Origin of the sequence: Nitrosomonas sp., from assembly GCF_021731985.1 — a bacterium.
GTDB lineage: Bacteria > Pseudomonadota > Gammaproteobacteria > Burkholderiales > Nitrosomonadaceae > Nitrosomonas.
In genome coordinates, this window is the sequence record NZ_JAKFWH010000068.1 from 1 (window position 1) to 20960 (window position 20960).

General features: G+C 43.1%; 19 protein-coding genes, 3 tRNA genes and 1 pseudogene. 18 read left to right on the forward strand and 5 right to left on the reverse strand.

Translation table 11 applies throughout. From position 1 onward, the window contains the following. Positions 1–98, reverse strand: a pseudogene (locus tag QZ942_RS10405) (IS5/IS1182 family transposase); the annotation flags it as partial. A 189-nt stretch (positions 99–287) separates the two neighbouring features. Here QZ942_RS10405 and QZ942_RS10410 point away from each other — a divergent pair. The 3 genes from QZ942_RS10410 (at position 288) to QZ942_RS10420 (ending at position 3227) form a co-directional block, all read left to right on the forward strand. Further along, positions 288–941 (forward strand): DUF6629 family protein, encoded by a 654-nt coding sequence (locus QZ942_RS10410; RefSeq protein ID WP_292995309.1) that lies wholly within the window; start codon positions 288–290, stop codon positions 939–941. A gap of 105 nt (positions 942–1046) precedes the next feature. Next, a complete protein-coding gene (locus tag QZ942_RS10415; RefSeq protein ID WP_292995311.1) occupies positions 1047–1961 on the forward strand; it encodes a peptidylprolyl isomerase in 915 nt (304 codons plus the stop codon). Between the two features lie 159 nt (positions 1962–2120). Further along, positions 2121–3227 carry a lytic transglycosylase domain-containing protein gene (locus QZ942_RS10420; RefSeq protein ID WP_292995313.1) on the forward strand — a complete coding sequence of 369 codons (1107 nt, stop codon included), beginning with the start codon at positions 2121–2123 and terminating at the stop codon, positions 3225–3227. A gap of 21 nt (positions 3228–3248) precedes the next feature. Here QZ942_RS10420 and QZ942_RS10425 read toward each other — a convergent pair whose 3' ends face one another. Continuing rightward, on the reverse strand, positions 3249–3662 hold the full coding sequence (locus QZ942_RS10425; RefSeq protein WP_292995315.1) for a hypothetical protein: 414 nt from the start codon (positions 3660–3662) through the stop codon (positions 3249–3251). An 841-nt stretch (positions 3663–4503) separates the two neighbouring features. Here QZ942_RS10425 and QZ942_RS10430 point away from each other — a divergent pair. Together QZ942_RS10430 and QZ942_RS10435 are read left to right on the forward strand one after the other, a co-directional pair. Beyond that, the gene (locus QZ942_RS10430) at positions 4504–5439 is read left to right on the forward strand and encodes a CysB family HTH-type transcriptional regulator (protein WP_292995317.1); all 936 of its coding nucleotides are present in this window, start codon (positions 4504–4506) and stop codon (positions 5437–5439) included. Between the two features lie 603 nt (positions 5440–6042). After that, positions 6043–6378 carry an exosortase system-associated protein, TIGR04073 family gene (locus QZ942_RS10435; protein WP_292995319.1) on the forward strand — a complete coding sequence of 112 codons (336 nt, stop codon included), beginning with the start codon at positions 6043–6045 and terminating at the stop codon, positions 6376–6378. 289 nt (positions 6379–6667) lie between these two features. Here the strand turns inward: QZ942_RS10435 and QZ942_RS10440 are convergent, their stop codons facing one another. Then, on the reverse strand, positions 6668–6997 hold the full coding sequence (locus tag QZ942_RS10440) for a BON domain-containing protein (RefSeq protein WP_292995321.1): 330 nt from the start codon (positions 6995–6997) through the stop codon (positions 6668–6670). Positions 6998–7821: 824 nt separating this feature from the next. On the opposite strand from QZ942_RS10440, the gene QZ942_RS10445 reads away from it, so the two are divergent. The 13 genes from QZ942_RS10445 to QZ942_RS10505 all read left to right on the forward strand — a co-directional run bounded on the left by QZ942_RS10445 (position 7822) and on the right by QZ942_RS10505 (position 18672). Next, the gene (locus QZ942_RS10445) at positions 7822–8019 is read left to right on the forward strand and encodes a YezD family protein (RefSeq protein ID WP_292995323.1); all 198 of its coding nucleotides are present in this window, start codon (positions 7822–7824) and stop codon (positions 8017–8019) included. Between the two features lie 146 nt (positions 8020–8165). Further along, positions 8166–9848 (forward strand): alginate export family protein, encoded by a 1683-nt coding sequence (locus QZ942_RS10450; RefSeq protein ID WP_292995325.1) that lies wholly within the window; start codon positions 8166–8168, stop codon positions 9846–9848. 31 nt (positions 9849–9879) lie between these two features. Then, complete coding sequence (locus QZ942_RS10455; RefSeq protein ID WP_292995327.1) at positions 9880–10878, forward strand: sulfate ABC transporter substrate-binding protein; 999 nt, start codon at positions 9880–9882, stop codon at positions 10876–10878. A 48-nt stretch (positions 10879–10926) separates the two neighbouring features. Then, positions 10927–11268 (forward strand): DUF2325 domain-containing protein, encoded by a 342-nt coding sequence (locus tag QZ942_RS10460; protein ID WP_292927694.1) that lies wholly within the window; start codon positions 10927–10929, stop codon positions 11266–11268. A gap of 100 nt (positions 11269–11368) precedes the next feature. After that, positions 11369–12193, forward strand: a complete 825-nt coding sequence (locus QZ942_RS10465) for an EAL domain-containing protein (protein ID WP_292995329.1) — start codon at positions 11369–11371, stop codon at positions 12191–12193. Between the two features lie 50 nt (positions 12194–12243). Continuing rightward, complete coding sequence (gene cysT / locus QZ942_RS10470; RefSeq protein WP_292995331.1) at positions 12244–13077, forward strand: sulfate ABC transporter permease subunit CysT; 834 nt, start codon at positions 12244–12246, stop codon at positions 13075–13077. 8 nt (positions 13078–13085) lie between these two features. Then, positions 13086–13964 (forward strand): sulfate ABC transporter permease subunit CysW, encoded by an 879-nt coding sequence (cysW, locus tag QZ942_RS10475; RefSeq protein ID WP_292995333.1) that lies wholly within the window; start codon positions 13086–13088, stop codon positions 13962–13964. Beyond that, positions 13961–15061, forward strand: a complete 1101-nt coding sequence (locus tag QZ942_RS10480; RefSeq protein ID WP_292995335.1) for a sulfate ABC transporter ATP-binding protein — start codon at positions 13961–13963, stop codon at positions 15059–15061. Before cysW ends, QZ942_RS10480 begins: the two co-directional genes overlap by 4 nt. Before the next feature lie 105 nt (positions 15062–15166). Further along, positions 15167–16039, forward strand: coding sequence for a hypothetical protein (locus tag QZ942_RS10485; RefSeq protein WP_292995337.1), 873 nt, complete (start codon positions 15167–15169; stop codon positions 16037–16039). Positions 16040–16509: 470 nt separating this feature from the next. Continuing rightward, entirely contained in the window at positions 16510–18180 is a 1671-nt protein-coding gene (locus QZ942_RS10490; protein ID WP_292995339.1) for an alginate export family protein, read from the forward strand. A 121-nt stretch (positions 18181–18301) separates the two neighbouring features. Next, a tRNA-Gly gene (locus tag QZ942_RS10495) sits at positions 18302–18376 on the forward strand. 113 nt (positions 18377–18489) lie between these two features. After that, positions 18490–18563, forward strand: a tRNA-Cys gene (locus QZ942_RS10500). Positions 18564–18582: 19 nt separating this feature from the next. Then, positions 18583–18672, forward strand: a tRNA-Leu gene (locus QZ942_RS10505). Between the two features lie 236 nt (positions 18673–18908). Here the strand turns inward: QZ942_RS10505 and QZ942_RS10510 are convergent. After that, positions 18909–20189 (reverse strand): hypothetical protein, encoded by a 1281-nt coding sequence (locus QZ942_RS10510; RefSeq protein ID WP_292995341.1) that lies wholly within the window; start codon positions 20187–20189, stop codon positions 18909–18911. Between the two features lie 338 nt (positions 20190–20527). Beyond that, a complete protein-coding gene (gene smbP, locus QZ942_RS10515) occupies positions 20528–20863 on the reverse strand; it encodes a small metal-binding protein SmbP (protein ID WP_292995343.1) in 336 nt (111 codons plus the stop codon). Positions 20864–20960: the final 97 nt, after the last annotated feature.

A 20960-nucleotide genomic window follows, 5' to 3' on the forward strand; every position in this document is an offset into this window, starting at 1 on the left:
GGCCAAGGCGTTACCCCTTCGATTTCGGACAAAAAACGATCCCGTCGTGTTTGTTTCTTCTTTGCTGCATATTCCAGATCAGAAAAGCTTGATTGCATCGCTCTATTCCATATTTATCAATACGATGCATTTTATCAAACCTTTATGACCAAAGTCGATGTGATCGAATAAATCAGTGTTTCCCTAACAATTAATACTGGACTTTATCCGGTTAGTTCGATTAAGGTGTTAAAAAAGCCCTATGCTTAATAGATAAAAAATTAGTTAACTAGGAACAGATAATCAAGATGTGTTTTTCAGCAGAAGCAAGCTTTATAGTGGGTGGCACACTTTTGATTGTCAGTGTCGCAACAGTCCGAAAATGCATTTATAAACGAGATCTTCCAATAGCGCTTATTCCACTTATCTTTGCTATCCAACAGATCATAGAAGGATTATTGTGGGTTTTTCTAATCAATAACGATGCAGCGCAAATTCAATTCTGGTTAAGTAATATTTACGGCGTTTTTATCGGCATTATCTGGCCACTATTTGCACCCTTCGCAGTCTATTGTTCAGAAACAAACTGCAAACGCAGAAAAATTATTGCATCAATTGGTGTAGCAGGTATTGGGCTTGCTGTCTATACCGCTATCGGTCTCATTAAACAGCCGATCATCGCAGAAATTATCAATCACAGTATCAATTACAAACATGATGTCGCTGGTTACCAGCTCGTCATTGTTTTGTATCTATTAGCCACCTGCGTACCATTTATCTTTTCCAGTTATCGGCACTTGTATTTTGCGGGCATCATCATAACAATCGGTTTCTTCGTTGCTTATTTTACTTTTCTGGAAACCTTTGCTTCAGTTTGGTGTTTCTTTGCAGCCATCGCAAGTGCATTAATTTATTTTTACTTTGTGCATCGCGTTAAAGAACCGTTAATTCCGATACCATAGCCTCCCTTTGATACAAAACTGAAGCCTATCAATAATAAAACAATTGCTTCACTTTGATCTCTGTCAGTACAATCCAATTTTATTCCTAACACACGCTCAATCACCATGCGCCTTATTCAAACATCTTATAAAACCGCACTATTTGCCTGCTTGTTTTTTTTGGCAAACAATACGCAAGCTAACTCAATCGCTTGTTTTAATACCAATATGGGTCAATTTTGCATCGAACTCTTTGAAACTCAAACACCGCTCACCACAGCCAACTTTCTCAACTATATCAATAGCGACGCTTATACGAACGGAATCTTCCATCGCAGTGTTCCTGGATTTGTCATTCAAGGCGGCGGTTTCAAGATCGTTGATGGTGCCGATGAAAAAACACTCGCACCGGTTAATACATTTGCTCCGGTTACCAATGAATTCAAGATCTCCAATACACGCGGAACCGTTGCCATGGCGAAACTTTCCGGCAATCCAAACAGTGCAACCAGTCAATGGTTTGTCAATCTCGCAGATAATTCCCCGAATCTGGATAATCAGAATGGCGGCTTTACGGTATTCGGGCGCGTTATTTTTGATGGGATGAGCGTCATTGATGCCATTGAAAAACTGCCTATAGCCAACTTGGGCGGCAACCTGACTGCCACACCAACGATCGGTTCTATTAGCTCAACAGTTTCTACCGATAACTTTGTTCAAACTCATCATGTTGCCGTAACCAATACAACAGGTGTATTCAGTGAGGGTATTCGCAGCTTTGCTGTCGATATTGGAACAGGTGAAGCATTGGCGGTTAATTTACGGTTAATTGAAGATAATCCAGCCTACGTATTTGAGCTTGATCCGGCGAATATTTCGTCATTGCCAAAAATTCCAACCAGCATCGCAACTTTCTCGAGCGGGAGTGGCCAATTACACATTCCATCTGTCATGATCAACGCTTCTACAGTTGTAAAAAATGTGCGGATGCAATTAACCGACGCAAAATCATTTCAATTTACTTTGTCAGGTTATGAATGAAAAATTAATAAATCTACTAGGATCAGTAGTTCAAAGTCACCCGAATAGACCGTTTTTCCCATGAAAGAGGGTATTCCGAAAATACTTTGAACTTCGCTACAGATGTTTGTCAATTGTCACGATTCTATTGACTTATTAAACGTATCGATTCTTATGCCAATGGATAAGACGGCTCATCTCAACAATCCAGAATCCAACAATATCAAGCCTAAACTCAAGCGCGGGCGCAGCCCAGCAGTACGTACCGGCAAAGACAAACCGCAGAAACGGTTGAGAAAAAAACAAACCGGCGAATTCAAGTGGAATTTGTTGCTGATCAGCTTAGAAATTCTCGGTTTAGGGATTATCGCGGTTTCGGCCATCATTGTGCTGTTAGGCTATTCCGCGAGCCGGTTTTCAGGCACCAGTTTTTTCAGCAGCCTACTTCCGTTCGCGATCGGCGTATTAGTACTAGTATTGGTTGCCTGCGTGTTTCTCATTGGCTGGTGGAAGCTGAGAAAATGGCTGCAAGCGCATTCTGAGTTATTGACTCCGATCCTGTCCCTTTCATTTGCCTTGCTAATCGCTTTTATGGTTACCCATGACCAGTTCACTCTGGCTTACGGAAACTTCCGTACATTGGTAGGCGGAAAGGAGGAGGCAAGCCGGGTAACAATCTCACATCAAGTCTATGCAGCTTATCGCAGACACAGCTCAGCACAACTACAAAAAATGATTAGCCGCTCACAAGAATATCAACAAGCTATCGAAGATGCTGCCAGATCATTCGATGTCGATGTTAATCTATTACAGGGTATCGCAGCCACAGAGTCGTCGTTCATTCCCAGAGACAGCAGTGACGGCGGGCGCGGTTTATTCCAAATCACCCAAGTTCCGAAAACGGTCATGGTTCAGGCGCATAAACGGCTAGGCACTGAAAAAATCTCGCTGGAAAATCCCCGGCACAACGCCTTTGTCGGTGCGGCCACATTCAAACACTATCTAGCCGAAATGAATGGCGACCTCTTCTTGGGTTTATTAGCCTATAACATCGGCCCGGCTAATGGCGGTTTGCGCTTTATCATGCAGCAATACGGCGCTACCGATTTCACGACTATTCAGCCCTATCTACAAACGCTGCCGCGCGATTACCCGATACGCGTATTATCCTACTCCCTGGCATTCCGTCTCTGGCAGAAAGAAGGTAAATTGCTCGCTTACGAAGAAGGAAACAACGCCATCCATATACAGCGGATTGGCATACCAGGGCTGCAAACCGGCTTGTAATTATTCAGCGCAATAAGCAATTTATTCTTTTGTTATTAACTTTACTTCATCAACCAGATCATTTTCATCATAACTGACTTGAAAAGCCATCTCGTCGCCATTAAACGTTATTTCAGCAGGTGTACCAACAAGCTCCCACAATCCCAGCGTAGCAACACTTGCTGCGCCATGAAAGAAAGCCCTGCCTGCCTTGGCACCTGTGCTATACCCCTGCACAAATTTAAAGATTTCAAACCGTTTATCATTTTTATATTCACTGATAACCGGGGCTCCAAACTCAGAGATCAGTACCGCTCTTGATACGCCTTCTTTTAATAGACTGATATCTTTCTTTTCGGGTTGTTTTGCCGCCATAAAAACAGAACACCCGGAAACTGAGATGGCCAACACAACCAGCAGCACTGTAAAAAGCATAAATTTTCTTAAAAAAATCATAGTTATCCTAATATTACCCATCCAGACTTCCGGCAATAAGTGAGCATTATTATTAATCCGAATTCTCAGACGTGAATCCTGGCCGGGAAGCTAAAAAATCAAATGATTATGAATATTCTCATACTCTCACGTGTCAATTCTACTGGAATCATTTCATTATTGCGTTGTTCTAGATTCATCCAGAGCCTGGATTTTATCTATAACTATAGGTTATAAGATAATAAAAAAATAATATTTCTATTTATATTAAAAAATTGCTATCTTTCGTTTCCGTTAATCCCTACTACTTTATTGAAAAATATAAATGGTTATTGATCCAGAATTGGATCCAGAAATTATAGCGGCCAGGGGTATTGATAAAAAGATACTTGCAGAAGTCGTTCAAGAAATCCTGCATGCTGTAGCCAGTATCGCGTATGGATAGGTCGAAGTCGTCGTCCAGATAGAGTGATGGGAAAAAATTCGCGTGGACAAAAATGATTCTAGGTGCAAAACACCAAAATCATAAATAAACTTGCTCCGCGCGCCCTGCACCTATCCCCGCGGCAAGACCGCGGGGAATTGCAAGTTCAATAAGTTTTAGATTTGACGCATCAAGATCAGACTGATCTCACAAATAACAACTCAACACCAGCCAACAAAATAGGAAATGAAAGAGTAAAAAGATAACAGTGACTCAGCAGGATTGCCGGAAGTTATTAAGGAATATCGAAAAATAGCCAAAACACCAATTATTATAAGATTAGTCCCAAAATAATCGATAAGTCGAAAATTACATTTTTGAGTAAATTGCTATTATCCGACAGTCCCTATCAGCATTCAGACATCTAAGAGAAGGCAAATGAATTTTCAACAACTTCGCATTATTAGTGAAACAGTTCGGCAAAATTACAATCTGACAGGGGTTGCAAATGCATTATTTACATCACAGTCAGGTGTTAGTAAGCATATCAAGGATCTTGAAGACGAATTAAATATTGAACTATTCATTCGTAAAGGCAAACGGTTTATTGGTTTGACAGAGCCTGGTAAAGAATTGGTTAAAATTGTCGAACGCATTTTATTTGACACAAAAAATATTAAGCACCTAGCTGAACAGTTTAGCAATCATGATCAGGGACAATTGACTATCGCTACTACGCATACTCAAGCGCAATACACATTGCCTTCAGTGGTTACTCAATTTAAGAAAGCTTTTCCCAAGGTTCATCTTATTCTTCACCAATCTAGCCCTAGTGAAATATTATCGATGCTGATTGATGGTCAAGCAGACATTGGTATTGCTACTGAGGCATTAGAAAGCGCCGTTGATCTAGTGTCTTTTCCATACTACACGTGGCAACATGCCGTCATCGTTCCTTCAGGGCACCCTTTGCAGTCAATATATCCACTCACTCTTGAAGCCATAGCGGAATTCCCGATCATTACTTATCACCAAGGTTTCACCGGTCGATCCCGTATTGACCAAGCATTTGCCAAAGCAGGATTAATTCCAGATATTGCCATGTCTGCCCTGGATGCTGATGTAATTAAGACCTATGTCAAATTGGGTCTAGGTATAGGCATCGTTGCTTCTGTAGCATTTGCCCCTGAAAGAGATACGACATTAATTAAACTTGAAAGTGAGTACTTATTTGAAAAGAATACAACTTACATTTCAGTTAGGCGCAATCATTACTTACGTGGCTATGCCTACCGTTTTATTGAGCTCTGCATCCCAATATTAACTGAATCAGTTGTTCGTTTAGGAGTCAATCCTCAGATTGATAATGAGTAAGAGAAGTGAGGTGCGTTGTCAAATATAAAGTCTATCAGGTCACGTGTGAACAGATTTACATAGTACTAAATAAATCAATCATAAACAGACGTCCCTGAATCTGACACTTTCCCAATCCAGGTCAGCGGTCATGAATCCAGTGGCATCCAGATGAAGTTTATTCAGTCTTTTTCACCATCACGCCCAACCAGGAACGCGTGAATAACCATTCCTGGTGTCAGGGGTGCTCAATCTCAGACTTTTATCATTCGCTCTGCCTATCAAACTTTCAACAGCAACAGGAATCGATACAGAAGTTCGATATTCCAGGGTCTCTATTTTCCCGCCTTGATAGAATCGATATTTATCCAACATTCAGTAGGGAGACTACTTGACTCATCTACCTTGCATTTACCGCGATAGCCAAAGTTACTCCGCCATACCGCAGCATCATTAATAAAACCCAGTCATTGTTTTCTCTATTAAATTGAATTTTTGATAACGGAAGCCAACTGACCGATTTGTATATACGAAGAAGTGATAAGCAAATGAAATTTTATCAGTTCACAACATATACAAAGACTAGTAAATTCGCATCATTTACAACTAAGGTCTTCCAAAAAAATGGTTAAATTATCTTTAATATTTTCAATATGTTTTCTTTTGTCGTCTCAAGCTGTTGCTGCTGAAAGTTATTTTGATAACTCGAGCGAGAAATTTGCAATTGGCATTACTAATGCAACTGCAGGATGGGTGGAGTTACCCAAGAATGTTATTATAACCGGTCAAAAAGAGGGACCAATTTATGGTGCGTCAATTGGTGTGGCAATAGGTATCATGCATACAGTCGGTCGTAGTTTAGTAGGTGTGCTCGATGCAGCCACTTTCTTTATTCCAACCAAACCATCGATCAACCCTCCTTTCATGTGGCAGGATTTCTCCAGAGAAACGTCCTATTAGTCGGTTTGCTATAGTTTATTTTTTAAATATTCTCACAATATTTAAATATATATCCCGTCAAAATAAGTTGAGCAAGCCAGCTTGATTGCCTAATAGATAGTTTTGGTTCATCGTTACCCGAACAAGGGGAGCAATGATGAAAAAGAATAGTCGGCCATTAAATAGATGGATTAGGATCTCCACTTTCCAGTCTTTGCCGCTATGGCAAATCACATTGTTGAATGGCCGACTCAATAATAGATAGTTAGTTTTGCATATTACACAACTTGCAATTCAATTGTATGAGCAATTAATAATCGCCGGTTCCCGGGATTCGCATGTCATTCTTGATAAACTTTATGCCATTGACGCTGCGTGCAATTGATATTGTTTTATTCATATCATCCCGGGAATTAACAAGACCACTCAGTTCTACGACACCTTTTGAGGTTCTGATGTTGATATCGAAGGCTCTCAGGGAAGGTTCATCGAGAATCGCTTCATGGATCTTTGTGGTAATGACAATATCATTGAATTGTTCGCTGGTATCGGCTTGCTTGGGCGTTGCTATGCAGCCCGCGAAAAAAACCATTTGAGTGCTTAATAAGAATGCGATGAAATGGTTACTAAGTTGTGTCATGATAGCTCTCCAAATAAATAATTAACGGAAAAAATCCCTCGTTATATTTAGATTAAAGGCTCTTTCTTTAAGCTACCTTCAATACGTTACTCAATCTGAAATTCACGACTTTATTGAATACTCCGAAAGGATTCGCAAAAATCAGATGTGGTATTGCAAGGATAGAGTAGCTCGTGCGTACATTAGTGTACAAAGCATTCCATTCCTGGAGATAATATTACATGATTATCGCTGACAAAGACTATTTTGTTGAAGACAAATTATTATTTGAAAAAATCTAGATTCATTAAGTAGTTTGTTGCTTCACCATCCATGAGAAACTTAATATGGACAGGCTTGAAAGATTGAATCCAGTGATATTTTGACAGCGCCTCTTCGTGACCATATAGGCCTGTCTACTCATCGTCTCTTCCAGTCAGTATTTCTTGAATAACCATTCCTGGTGCCAGAGTTACCCATTGGGATTCCTTATCGTGATCTTTCTCTAAAAAGCTTTCAACAGGAATCAATACAAATCCGAATGCCAGAGCCTCTATTCACCAGCTTTAATCGAATCAATACGTATCCAACCACCATTAGACAATAGATCTGGATTTTCTCTGGCTTGCGTTTATTCCACATGATCTAAGTTACGCCACCGTACTGCAACAGTGCTTAATGAATCTACTCATTGCTTAACCTGTTGAACCCATATTTGATAGACGATATCAACTTACATTTTTTTGCATATACATAAAAGTGATAAGCAAATGAAATTATATTAGTTCCAGGAACAAAGAAAGACTAGTAAATTTGCGTCTTTCATAACTACTGCCCCCAAAAAAATGGAACAACTGTCTGCATCACAGAAAGATAATCAGATTAGCGCAGACATTGCTCAGGAAATTCTGCGCGCTGTGGTCAGTATCGCGTATGGATCGGTTGAAATCGTCATACACGAGAACAAAGTCGTACAGATAGAGTGCCGGGAAAAAATTCGCTTGAGCCCTAGCGGATCTGGGCGCAAAACATCGAAATCATAATTGAATAAGTTTTGGGTTTGACGCATCAAGATCAAACTGATCCGACAAATAACAACATAACACCGACCAAAAAAATTGGAAGTGAAAGAGCAAAAAAATATCAGTGACTCAACCGGATTGCCGGAGAGCTCACCTAGGAGAATAAAGTGAAATTTATTTGGTTTTTTTTAAACATTGTATTTTTGAGCGCATTAACTGTCAGCTCAGCTTTAGCGTCTTCAGACAGTAAATCATCTGTAGATTTCCAGGCAATGCACCCGAGTGTTGTCCGAGTAGCACAGCAGATTGCTGTTGATACCGGCAAGCCACTAATCGATAAATCATCAGGGCAGGCTAAACCATCTGAGCTGGAAAAATCATTGCCTGCCATTGTCCCGGAAGCAAAAGTGGCGGATGCAAAAAAACCGACCAGCTATCACCAGCGTTCCAACAGCTATGCAACCAACCCTGAATCTGATCCGCCACGTTATGTGCGTCAATTAAGCGATATTGGTGTTGAGCGGTTTAAAGATATTACCTGGTTGGAAGTCGGCCTTGAGCACCGTACGCGTTATGAATGGCGTAATAACGACATACGCCGTATTGAGGGTGGAGAGGATAATCCCTTCTTTTTACGTAATCGCGCATGGATTGGGATCAAGGATATTTTGGATCCATTCCGTTTTGCAGTCGAGTTCCAGGATTCACGCGTCTATAACAATAAACATGCCATTACGGATCAGGAAAGAAATGAGTACGATCTGCTCAATGCCTACGGCGAGTTACATTTCAAAAAAGCGCTCGGAGCCGATGATCGAGGCAATGATCGTCCGATTCGATTCCGCGTAGGCCGCATGGCCTATGAAACAACAGACCGGCGTTTTATCGCGCGAAATGAATGGCGCAACACCACCAATACTTTTGAAGGCTTTCGCCTGAATCTGGGACGCGAAGCCAATGATTGGGAGCTTGATCTGTTTGGCTTTCAACCGGTTAGGCGCTTACAAACCAAATTCGATGAAGCCAATGATCATCTATGGTTTTTTGGCGGGATCGGCACTTGGCGCAAGTGGTCTGAAATCGCCACCATCCAAGCGTACTACCACGGTCAGAAACAAACGGCCGATCCGAATGGTTTTACAGCCACCAACCGGCTGGATCGGCAAATTCATATGCCTGGGTTCCGCGTTTACGGTAAGGCAGGCAGCATTCTTGATTTCGATGTCAGCTACAACCACCAGCTAGGGTATTCCGGCCCCAATCGTGTCGATGCGCAAGGATATACCATCGAAGTAGGTCGCGGCTTTACGCATGCTTGGAAACCTCGTCTCAGTGCATTTTACGGCTACGCCAGCGGCGACAAAGATCCTAACGACGGTGTTGACAACCGGTTTGATCGCTTTTTTGGATTTGCACGGCCTTGGTCAGCCGATCACTATGTGGTTTATGAGAACCTGAAGGCACCCAAACTCAGGTTTGAGTTCAGTCCGACGCAGAAACTCGGATTTGAACTGGGTTATGGTGCCTATTGGCTGGCTAGTAAAACCGACCGCATGTTCGATATTCTCGACGGCAACATCAGCAATACCGTCAAGGATCCTGGATTCAATCGGGATCGCACTGGACAAAGCGGTGATTTTGGTGGCCATGCATTTGAAGGGCGCATACGCTATCAACCCACATCACGCATTAACACCATATTGGGTTATACCCATTTTACGTCGGGGGAGTTCGTAAACAATCGTATCTCAGCGAACTCTTGCGCTACGCTTCACAAACACCCTTGCGTCGACCAGCGCTCAGGCGATACGGACTTTTTATATTTTGAAGTATTAATCAGTCTCTTGTAAATAATCTTTAATTTCTATTGGAGAAAAAATCATGACAATTAAAATATGGCTAACAACAAGTCTCTTAGCAGCAAGTTTGATAATTAGCAGCAATGTATTGGCGGAAAAAACATTGCTCAATGTTTCTTATGATCCAACGCGCGAGCTTTATCAGGAATTTAATGCTGCTTTTGCCAAGCATTGGAAGGAGAAAACCAAAGAAACCGTCGCAATCAAGCAATCTCATGGCGGTTCAGGAAAGCAAGCGCGATCAGTGATTGACGGCTTGGAAGCAGATGTTGTCACGCTCGCATTGGCCAATGATATCAATGCCATCGCAGAGAAAGCCAAATTGCTTCCCGAGGATTGGCAAAAACGATTAGCACTCAACAGCACACCGTATACCTCGACAATCATTTTCCTGGTACGCAAAGGCAATCCCAAAGGGATTAAAGATTGGGATGATCTGGCTCGACCTGGCGTAGCAGTGATCACACCCAATCCAAAAACTTCCGGAGGCGCGCAGTGGAATTTCCTGGCGGCATGGGAATTTGGCAAACGGAAATATGGTGAAGACAAAGCACAAGGGTTCATCAGTAGCCTATACAAAAATGTACCTGTCCTCGATTCCGGCGCGCGCGGTTCAACCACAACATTTGTGGAACGCGCCGTTGGTGATGTGCTCATCTCCTGGGAAAACGAAGCTTTTCTGGCGCTCAAGGAATATGGTTCGGATAAATTTGAAATTGTAATACCGTCATTGAGTATTCTTGCAGAACCGCCCGTAGCGATAGTCGATAAAGTGGTTGATAAGAGGGGCACGCGTCAAATCGCTGAAGCCTATCTCCAGTACCTCTATTCCGAAGAAGGCCAGGAGATAGTTGCCAAGCATTTCTATCGCCCTACTAATCCGACGGTTGCTGAAAAACATGCCGGTAAGTTTCCAAAGGTTGAGCTATTCAAAATCGACGATGCCTTTGGCGGCTGGAAGAATGCGCACAAAATCCACTTTGCGGATGGCGGCACATTTGATCAGATTTACTTGAAGTAATAACAACGTAGCGCACCGCGGTGCGCTACAACCTATAAAGGATTGAACATGAGCGTTCTAATTGTCGGCGGGGATTATGTGACATCGTTCAAACACCTCATTTCCACCCAGAACTATGCGCGTGTCGAGCATTGGAACGGCCGCAAGAAAGGATTTAACAAGCGGCAGATTCCAAACGAAACCCGGTTAGTTATTGTTATTTGCGACTTTGTTAATCATTCCCTTGCCAATTCAGTGAAAGAGAAAGCAAATCGTGGCGGTATCCCATTAATGTTTTGCCACCGTTCTGTCAACGAGCTGAAAGACAAGTTGAATACGCATCAAACAGATGAAGATTGTTGTTGTAGAAGTTTTTGCGAAGCCAAAAGCCAATTTCAAAAATTCCATTAATGGATCTAATTGGCAGCAGACAAAAATGACAGATCAAGCCAATTCAAAAAAATTGGTTTGATCTATCGCTAGCGACATCAATTTAAGTGGGAGTTGCTCCATGAATGCATCAACAAACAATACCTTCGTTGTTGGAGATGAATTTGAGCTGATCCAATCAGCGACCGATTATTCTCTGAATCGTGCTGAGAATGGCTGGATAAACGGACATTTCTATCATTGCGAACTAACCAGTGTTTTTCAACCCATTTTTAGTATCGCTCAGAGAAAAACTATTGGTCACGCAGCCTATATCCGCTCCCTATCAAACGGAGAAGTCGCGCTTTGGCCTTGGCAGGTTTTTTCCTTGGCATCAAAAGATGAACAACTGGTTGATTTGGATCGGTTATGCCGGGCAATTCACGCGCTGAATTACTATTTCAATAGTAATTCCAAAGTAGACAGCTTGTTTGTCGATGTGCATCCGCGACTTCTGGAAAGCGTTAAAGACGATCACGGTCGCGCATTTGAAAATTTTCTCGATTTGATTGGTATAAAAACCTCACGAGTAGTCATCGAAATTCCAGCCATCGTTAATCGCAACTGGAAACTGCTCCAGCATGTCATCACCAACTATCGTTCCCGTGGTTATCAAATTGCGGCTAATTACACCGGTACGCGTAGCGATTGGATGACGGAACTAGGGAGCTTGTACCCGGACATCGTACGTATTGAAGCACGCGATCTGGTACTGCACGAAGCAATTGCACCACTGATAGATACCCTACATAGCTTTGGCGCAAGCCTGTTAGTACGGGATATCGAGACACCCGAGCAATTAATTGCTGCCAGACAGACTGGTGCGGATTATCTGCAAGGAAATTTACTCAGTAAACCGGCACATGCAATAGGAATGATCGAACTATCACCTATATCAGAAAATTAACACATAAACAGGTATAAACAAGAACACAATGAATTTAACAGGAGTTAGATTTGAACACCTTTAAACAACACAGCATTCTGCCGGGCTTTAACCTGGCACTTGGATTTACCCTGCTGTATTTGAGCTTAATCGTACTGATTCCGCTTTCGGCAGCGTTTATCCGCACCGCCGAGCTAACCTGGCCGGAATTTTGGTCCATTGTCACCACACCGCGCGTATTCGCTTCATACCGGTTGACATTTGGCGCTTCATTCGCCGCTGCATGCGTCAATGTGGTATTTGGGCTGTTAGTGGCATGGGTGTTGGTGCGTTATCATTTTCCCGGCAAAAAATTAGTCGATGCATTAGTGGATCTTCCTTTTGCCCTGCCAACTGCGGTGGCCGGTATCGCGTTGACCGCGCTGTACGCAGGCAATGGCTGGATCGGCCAGTTTCTTGAACCGCTCGGCATCAAGGTGGCTTTCACACCGATCGGTATTTTTGTGGCATTGACTTTTATCGGCCTGCCGTTCGTGGTGCGTACCGTGCAGCCCGTACTCGAGGATATCGAGTCCGAGCTGGAGGAAGCGGCAGCGACACTCGGTGCCAATCGCTGGCAAACGTTCACCCGGGTGATTTTCCCGGCGATTTTTCCAGCATTGATGACCGGTTTCGCGCTGGCTTTTGCACGTGCGATTGGCGAGTACGGATCGGTGATTTTCATTGCCGGTAACATGCCGATGATCTCTGAAATCACCCCGCTACTGATTGTCACCAAACTGGAACAATATGATTATGCCGGTGCCACGGCATTGTCGGTGGTGATGCTGGTGATTTCTTTTATTTTGTTACTGATCATTAATCTGCTGCAATGGTGGAGCCGACGCCGCAGTACTATTACCTGAGAACAACTATGTCCACAATTACATTTCCCGCATCCGGAGAAACTTTTAGGCAGCGAGCCACACAAGAGCCAGCCTGGGTACGCCGGTCCTTGATTGGATTAGCGTTAGCATTTCTAACGCTATTTCTTTTCATTCCACTGATTTCGGTTTTTTATGAAGCGTTCAAAAAAGGCGCGGAAGTTTATTTTGCTGCAATCACCGACCCTGATGCTGTTTCCGCCATCAAATTGACACTGACCGTAGCGGCGATCGCGGTGCCATTGAATCTGGTGTTCGGTGTTGCCGCAGCCTGGGCGATCGCCAAGTTTGAATTTCGCGGCAAGAACCTGCTGATCACGCTGATCGATTTGCCTTTCTCCGTATCGCCGGTGGTTTCAGGGTTGATTTATGTGCTTGTCTTTGGTTTGCAAGGATGGTTAGGTCCTTGGCTGGCGGAGCATGACCTAAAAATTATTTTCGCTGTTCCCGGTATCGTGCTGGCAACCGTCTTTGTGACGGTGCCGTTTATTGCGCGTGAGTTGATTCCGCTGATGCAAGCACAAGGCACTGAAGAAGAAGAAGCGGCCGTGGTGCTGGGAGCAAGCGGTTGGCAAACCTTTTATCAAATCACGTTACCCAATATCAAATGGGGATTGTTGTACGGCGCAATCTTGTGTAATGCCCGGGCGATGGGAGAGTTTGGCGCGGTATCAGTGGTATCAGGGCATATTCGCGGCAGCACCAATACCATGCCGCTACATGTCGAAATTCTTTACAACGAATACAACTTTGCAGCCGCCTTTGCAGTGGCCTCATTGCTGGCACTGCTGGCATTGGTGACGCTGGCACTGAAAACACTGATCGAATTCCGCAACAAACCACATCAAAAATCAAGAGGTCACGAATGAGCATTGAAGTCCTTAATCTCTCAAAACAATTTGGCACCTTCACTGCGCTGCACGATGTCAACTTGCAAGTACATTCCGGTGAATTGCTGGCATTGCTGGGTCCTTCGGGATCCGGAAAAACCACGTTACTGCGTGTGATCGCCGGGCTTGAAACAGCCGATAGCGGTCAAGTGCTATTTCACGGCGAAGATGCCACCGATCAACATGTCCGCGAACGTCAAGTTGGTTTCGTATTCCAGCATTATGCATTGTTTCGCAACATGACTATTTTCGAGAATGTTGCTTTTGGCTTGCGCGTGCGTCCCAAGAAATTTCGTCCACCCGAGACGGAGATCCGTGATCGGGTTATGAAGTTATTACACCTCGTGCAGTTGGATTGGCTGGCAGATCGCTATCCCCATCAGCTCTCAGGCGGTCAGCGCCAGCGTATCGCGTTGGCACGAGCGCTGGCGGTAGAACCCAAAGTGTTATTGCTGGATGAGCCTTTTGGCGCATTGGATGCTAAGGTGCGTAAGGAACTGCGCTCCTGGTTGCGCAGATTGCATGACGACATGCATATCACCAGTGTGTTCGTGACGCATGATCAGGAAGAAGCGCTCGAAGTCGCCGATCGAGTGGTTGTCATGAATGAAGGCCGTATTGAACAAATCGGCACCCCGGATGAGGTGTATGAGCAACCCGCCAGTCCCTTCGTCTATGAGTTTCTCGGCAATGTGAATTTGTTTCATAGCCGTTTGCATCGTGGACGCGCCTGGATTGGTGACATCGAAGTGGACGTACCGGAACACGCAGAAGCTGACGAACTCACGGCAGTCGCCTACGTCCGTCCCCATGAGATCGAAGTTGAACGCACGCAGAATGGTGAAGCGGCATTGGCGGCCCGTGTCGTTCACGTTCTTTCCGTGGGCCCGATCGTTCGACTGGAGGTAGTCCGTATCGACGACGCAGACAAAACTCCGATTCAAGTTGAAATCAGCAAGGAACGTTTTCGTGAGTTACAACTGGTAAAAGGCGATGAAGTATTTATCAAACCACGCCGCCTTGATTTGTTTCCCAAACATCAAAATAGCGTCAATGATACGGCACAAGCACAATGAAACGTTTTGGATCATTACCCTAAGTGAATAACTACGATTAAACAATCAAACTTTGAGAGCTTAGAGAAATTCTACGTTTGCTTCATTTTATAACACGCTTAAAACATGGAAGAGAATATGCCTTTACAACAACTCGTACAATATTTTAACGATCGTTTCGAGGTCGAGCATCAGTCCAATATTCGTCCTTTTATTTTGGAAAAGGGTCTGGTCAGCGGAATTTTCGGGCCAATTCAGATCAGTAGCGTCTTCGACGCTGTACGCCGAACTGACGATAACGAAAAGCTTTCCGGTCATATCGCACAACTGTCGGTCACACCCTATGACAATAACCAGCATAGTCAACAATCCATAGAAATCGGTGATTTACTCACGGATGTTATTACGCAGCCTGCCGATTTCCAATCCATTATCAGCCTGGATCGCCTGTGCCGTACTGTTCACATGCTGAATTATCTAACTTACTCGAATAAAGGCGGCGTACTTTTTCTAGATGTTGATCCGAGACATATACTAGGTATTAAACAGGATCATGGTGCTTATTTTGAGGAAATTATTATCAAATGCGGATTGGCGACCCAGAATATCGTCATTTCGATGGCAGTGAATAGTTTTTATGCGCTGCATCATGCCCAGTTATTGGATGGTTTAAACAATTATCGACAGCGCGGCTATCAAATTGCACTCAATATCGGCTCACTGTACGCCGCCCATGGGCTTCGGGATTTAATCAACAAAGTATCAGCCAATTATCTGCGCATTAGCGCACCTGATACGGCAACCATCCAACATTCAAACAGTAATTGGCTCTTGACTCTTAACGCATTGACAGAGCTGCAAAGATTAATTGGCGGACAAACAATTTTGCAACAAGTGAAGCAAAAAAATCAGGCTGATATTGCTATTTCCGCACGATTTAATCTGGCCCAAGGTGATTATTACGACAAACTGGTTACAGATCATCTGAGGTGCTTATAATAGAACATTAAGATTTCATATAATTTAAAAACATAACATATTAACCAAACACTATTTCTGTTTATATAGAAACAATGCTATCTTTCGCTCCCGTTGACGTTCTGATCAATCGGTTGATGTCAATAAATACCGATTCAGAAACAAAGTCGATGCATGGAGTGCCAACGAACGAGCATCTGTAGGCATAACTCAAGAAAATTTTGTGGATTTTTCAGCCAGTGTTGAATACCGATCAACCAGCCTCGTTGCGCACGAGGGTAAAGTTATGCAGATACCGTGTCGAAAAGAAATTCGCGTGAGCCAAAACCGACCCATGCTTATTGCTATGAGATCATAAGAAACACGATGATTTTCAAATCAAGCTGGCTTCACAAATAATCAAAATATTACCGGCTAGTCATACCGGCGATGAAAGAGCAAAAAGATATCAATAATTCGACCGGAATACCGGAGAATTCAAGGAGAAAACAGTGAAGTTGCTTTGGTTCTTTTCACATATTGCGCTTATAAGCGCACTAGCTATCAGTCCAACTGAGGCATCTTCAGATAACAAAACACCCGCGGTGCATCAAATGGCCCACCCGAGTGTTGTCCGAATAACACAAGAGATCACAGCAGATTCAAATAAGCCGGGTAATCAGCCAGCAAATAAACCATCGGATCAGGCCAAACCATCTGATCTGGAAAAATCATTACCCGCCATTGTGCCGGAAGCCAAGGTATCGGATGTAAAAAAACCAACCAGTTATCACCAACGTTCCAACAGCTACGCAACCAATCCTGAATCGGATCCGCCACGTTATGTGCGTCGATTAAGCGATATTGGTGTTGAGCGGTTTAAAGATATTACCTGGCTGGAAGTCGGCCTTGAGCACCGTACACGTTATGAGTGGCGCAATAACGACATACGCCGTATCGAGGGCGGAGAGGATAACCCCTTCTTTTTACGTAATCGTGCATGGATTGGGATCAAGGATATTTTGGATCCATTCCGTTTTGCAGTCGAGTTTCAGGATTCCCGCGTCTATAACAATAAACATGCCATCACGGATCAGGAAAGAAATGAGTACGATCTGCTCAATGCCTACGGCGAGTTACATTTCAAAAAAGCGCTCGGAGCCGATGATCGAGGCAATGATCGTCCAATTCGATTCCGCGTAGGCCGCATGGCCTATGAAACAACAGACCGGCGTTTTATCGCACGAAATGAATGGCGCAATACCACCAATACTTTTGAAGGCTTTCGCCTGAATCTGGGACGCGAAGCCAATGATTGGGAGCTTGATCTGTTTGGCTTGCAACCCGTTTTGCGTCTGCAAACTCAATTTGATAAAGCCAATGATCATTTATGGTTCTTTGGCGGGATCGGCACTTGGCGCAAGTGGTCTGAAATCGCCACCTTTCAGGCGTATTATATGGGCCAGAAGCAAACGGCCGACCCGAATGGCTTTACAGCAACCAGTCGATTGGATCGGCAAATTCATATGCCTGGGTTCCGCGTTTACGGCAAGGCTGGCAACATTCTTGATTTCGATGTCAGCTACAACCACCAACTCGGGTATTCCGGCCCCAATCGCGTGGATGCGCACGGCTATACCATCGAAGTAGGTCGCGGCTTTGAGCATACATGGAAGCCGCGCCTCAGTGCTTTTTATGGCTACGCCAGCGGTGACAAAGACCCTAATGACAATGTCGATAACCGGTTTGATCGTTTTTTTGGATTTGCCCGTCCTTGGTCAGCCGATCACTATGTGATTTATGAGAACTTGAAGGCACCCAAACTCAGGTTTGAGATTAGTCCGACGCAGAAGCTAGGGTTTGAGGTGGGTTATGGCGCGTACTGGCTGGCCAGTAAAACCGACCGTATGTTCGATATTCTCGACGGCAACATCAGTAATACCATCAAGGATCCCGGATTCAATCGGGATCGCACTGGACAAAGCGGTGATTTCGGCGGCCATGCATTCGAAGGGCGCATACGCTATCAACCCACACCACGCATTAATACCATATTGGGTTATACCCATTTCACGGCGGGGGAATTCGTAAAAAACCGTATCGCAGCGCAACCCACCCATGTTGATCAACGCTCAGGCAACACTGATTTTTTGTACTTTGAAGTGTTGATCAGTCTCTTGTAACAATCTTGGATTGCCAGTTTCGGTCAATAATCATCCCGCATTTTCTTGACAAAACGTACAGCATCTCTATAATCCACCCTTCGTTTCTGAAGTAATACCAGTCGCACAGCAACTTCATATTGCGGGAATAGCTCAGTGGTAGAGCACAACCTTGCCAAGGTTGGGGTCGCGAGTTCGAGCCTCGTTTCCCGCTCCATTTTTCAAAGAAAATGGCTCTTGTGAAATGTTATTTTATTGTCGGAAATTGGATAGCCGATTACAGGCTTCTTTCCGTAAGACTTACAGCACATTTAGAAGTTATGCAGTAATGGCGGGGTGGCAGAGTGGTCATGCAGCGGCCTGCAAAGCCGTCTACGCCGGTTCGATTCCGACCCCCGCCTCCACCGATCAGATATTTCTATCGCCCGGGTGGTGAAATAGGTAGACACAAGGGACTTAAAATCCCTCGGGCTTAAACCGCCCATGCCGGTTCGATTCCGGCCCCGGGCACCACCCAATCAATAAGTTAGCCTCAATACCCCGAAGAAATATTTTTACTTTATTTTTATCTGCGGGGGCACTTAGCCAAAAAATACACGACTCCTCTCATCCAATAAGGCACCCCGCCGCAAGCAGCGGCGGTATTAACTGCGCTCTTCAACCTGCTGGTTTTCAACCAGCTTTCGCCCCAAGGAACGGGAATTGAACCCGCAGAGATTAAACTATGCTTAACTGTCCCAATGTTTGATCTAGGACTTTCCAAAGACAGAGTGCGCACCTTTTACTACTTCATCTATAGGTGGTTGAGGCATTTTTCCAAAATCGACTTTTTCTGGTGAAAATATATTTGAATACATTTCAATTAAACTAGATAGATCTGTGTTCTTAAGTGCTTCCGTTTGTGTCAATATTTCAAGAGCATCTGCTCGAGCATGATAAAAATTTGATATTCGGGTTAAATATCTATATATCGAGATAAATACTTGAGCTAAAAATATAGTTACTATCATAATTCCAAGACGAGCAATGTTAGTAGAGATATAAAATGCTACTTTGCTATCATTTAATATTGGCTCTACTTCATTATTAAGTAATGGAATTAATTGTTTTTCCGCATCTAACTTATCTTTTTGAGAATTAAGTCTCTTTACTAATTCTTCTTGTTTGGGTAATTTTTCCTTGTAATCGTTTAGATTATTTTTTACCTTAGCCGAAAATTCCTCTATTTGTTCAATAACTTGTTTATTAGTTTGCAATTTGGTATTTAAAATTTCTTCGGCCTCCTTTAAAAAACCACCAGAACTCATTTTTTCATCAAACTCTTTAATTCTTTGTTCCAGGTTTCGAATTTCTTGGTCGCTGCCTATAATTTCATCCCTAATGGAAATAAGGCGGCTGGATTCACCAATTTCTCTGGTTATATCACGTGCATGAGTGAGATCTTTTTTAAGTTGGTCGGAATAAAGTATCTTTTGCTGAAGCGATTTTCTAATTGAATCTGGATAAGCTTCCTGAGCATTAATATAACGATTTATTGCTTCTTTACTTTCTAGGAATACATTTATTTGTTTAATATCATTTAAAATGCCATCTAATTCCTTTAACTTCATCTTTGTTATATTAAATATTTTTTTATCCCCATCCACATAAGCATTAGCAAAGGGACTATTAGTAGAATCTCCAACGTTATTTATGTAATTGTAATAATAATTGTTTTTAATTTGACTCATTCCAATATTTCCATCGCGCTCCACCGCACTTCTGATCATCCCCAATTCATTTTCCGCTATATTTAATTCTTCCATATTGATACGAATGCTAGCATTAAGATCTGATAATCGAGAAATGGCATCATACGAAGAGGATATTTTTCTTTGTTGTTCAATGTCTTGTGCAGCAATCTTGGGAGATTCGTATATAAAGTAATCAGCGCCAATTATTACAGTACTCACAGCGCCAGCTAACGCGAGAAATGCAAGGAATTTTTGAATCCAAGCTCGATATCTTAGTCGTTTTATAAAATCTTCCATCGTTGATCACTTCGTAAAAAGATATAAAACAGTATACAACTTACAACTGCATCACAAAAACCGTTTGGCAAAAATGGGCAGTTAGGATAAAGATAATTCGCGTTAGGGCTCGGGTGCATGCTTCTTCTGGGTCATACTCTTCGCGCCGTTCGGCGGCGCAATCCTGAGGGATTCATTTTTTCGATGAAATTATCAGAACGTCTGTATGCAAAAGTAGTACGTATGCACACAGACGACGATATATAAAAAGGATAAATCAGGAATAGAAGAGAACTGAAAGTACTATTAAAATCGGCGAATCTTTATATGCCGTTTTATAGTACTGAAGCTAATAAAAATTAATTTGTAGCCTGAGTAAAATGTTTTAAAGCATCATTCGCGGCTTTCCTGGCGGCTTCAGCATTACCATCCATACCTTCTTTAATAGCATCATCTAAGCACTTAATTCCATCATCCATCTGTTTATTATCGTATTTGTTATGTTTATCAGTTTTCGCAGCATTCGCATGGTTTTTCGCCATCTCTGCATGTTTGGCGACATCCATGCCATCTACCGCGGTAACGGCCCTTTGTGTATGCTGAATTGCATCAATTAGTCGATTATCTCCCGCCATTGCGCTTAAAGAAAAAACAACCATAAATAATATACTTGCAAATAAAGTAATAGTTCTCATACTGATTAACTCCACTAAAAATCAATCTAAGGAATGATCACAAAAAATTTCTACTTTTCCGAATCATTCTTTATTAGCATATCCGGGAGAATGGAGA

Excerpts from the sequence above, each read along its gene's own strand:
- QZ942_RS10510 (WP_292995341.1), bottom strand. The coding sequence starts at position 20,189 with ATGGAAGATTTTATAAAACGACTAAGATATCGAGCTTGGATTCAAAAA.
- QZ942_RS10485 (WP_292995337.1), top strand. The coding sequence starts at position 15,167 with ATGGAAGAGAATATGCCTTTACAACAACTCGTACAATATTTTAACGAT.
- QZ942_RS10415 (WP_292995311.1), top strand. The coding sequence starts at position 1,047 with ATGCGCCTTATTCAAACATCTTATAAAACCGCACTATTTGCCTGCTTG.
- QZ942_RS10430 (WP_292995317.1), top strand. The coding sequence starts at position 4,504 with ATGAATTTTCAACAACTTCGCATTATTAGTGAAACAGTTCGGCAAAAT.
- QZ942_RS10420 (WP_292995313.1), top strand. The coding sequence starts at position 2,121 with ATGGATAAGACGGCTCATCTCAACAATCCAGAATCCAACAATATCAAG.
- QZ942_RS10480 (WP_292995335.1), top strand. The coding sequence starts at position 13,961 with ATGAGCATTGAAGTCCTTAATCTCTCAAAACAATTTGGCACCTTCACT.
- QZ942_RS10410 (WP_292995309.1), top strand. The coding sequence starts at position 288 with ATGTGTTTTTCAGCAGAAGCAAGCTTTATAGTGGGTGGCACACTTTTG.
- smbP (WP_292995343.1), bottom strand. The coding sequence starts at position 20,863 with ATGAGAACTATTACTTTATTTGCAAGTATATTATTTATGGTTGTTTTT.
- QZ942_RS10440 (WP_292995321.1), bottom strand. The coding sequence starts at position 6,997 with ATGACACAACTTAGTAACCATTTCATCGCATTCTTATTAAGCACTCAA.
- QZ942_RS10435 (WP_292995319.1), top strand. The coding sequence starts at position 6,043 with ATGGTTAAATTATCTTTAATATTTTCAATATGTTTTCTTTTGTCGTCT.
- QZ942_RS10455 (WP_292995327.1), top strand. The coding sequence starts at position 9,880 with ATGACAATTAAAATATGGCTAACAACAAGTCTCTTAGCAGCAAGTTTG.
- QZ942_RS10425 (WP_292995315.1), bottom strand. The coding sequence starts at position 3,662 with ATGATTTTTTTAAGAAAATTTATGCTTTTTACAGTGCTGCTGGTTGTG.
- cysW (WP_292995333.1), top strand. The coding sequence starts at position 13,086 with ATGTCCACAATTACATTTCCCGCATCCGGAGAAACTTTTAGGCAGCGA.
- QZ942_RS10460 (WP_292927694.1), top strand. The coding sequence starts at position 10,927 with ATGAGCGTTCTAATTGTCGGCGGGGATTATGTGACATCGTTCAAACAC.
- QZ942_RS10465 (WP_292995329.1), top strand. The coding sequence starts at position 11,369 with ATGAATGCATCAACAAACAATACCTTCGTTGTTGGAGATGAATTTGAG.
- QZ942_RS10445 (WP_292995323.1), top strand. The coding sequence starts at position 7,822 with ATGGAACAACTGTCTGCATCACAGAAAGATAATCAGATTAGCGCAGAC.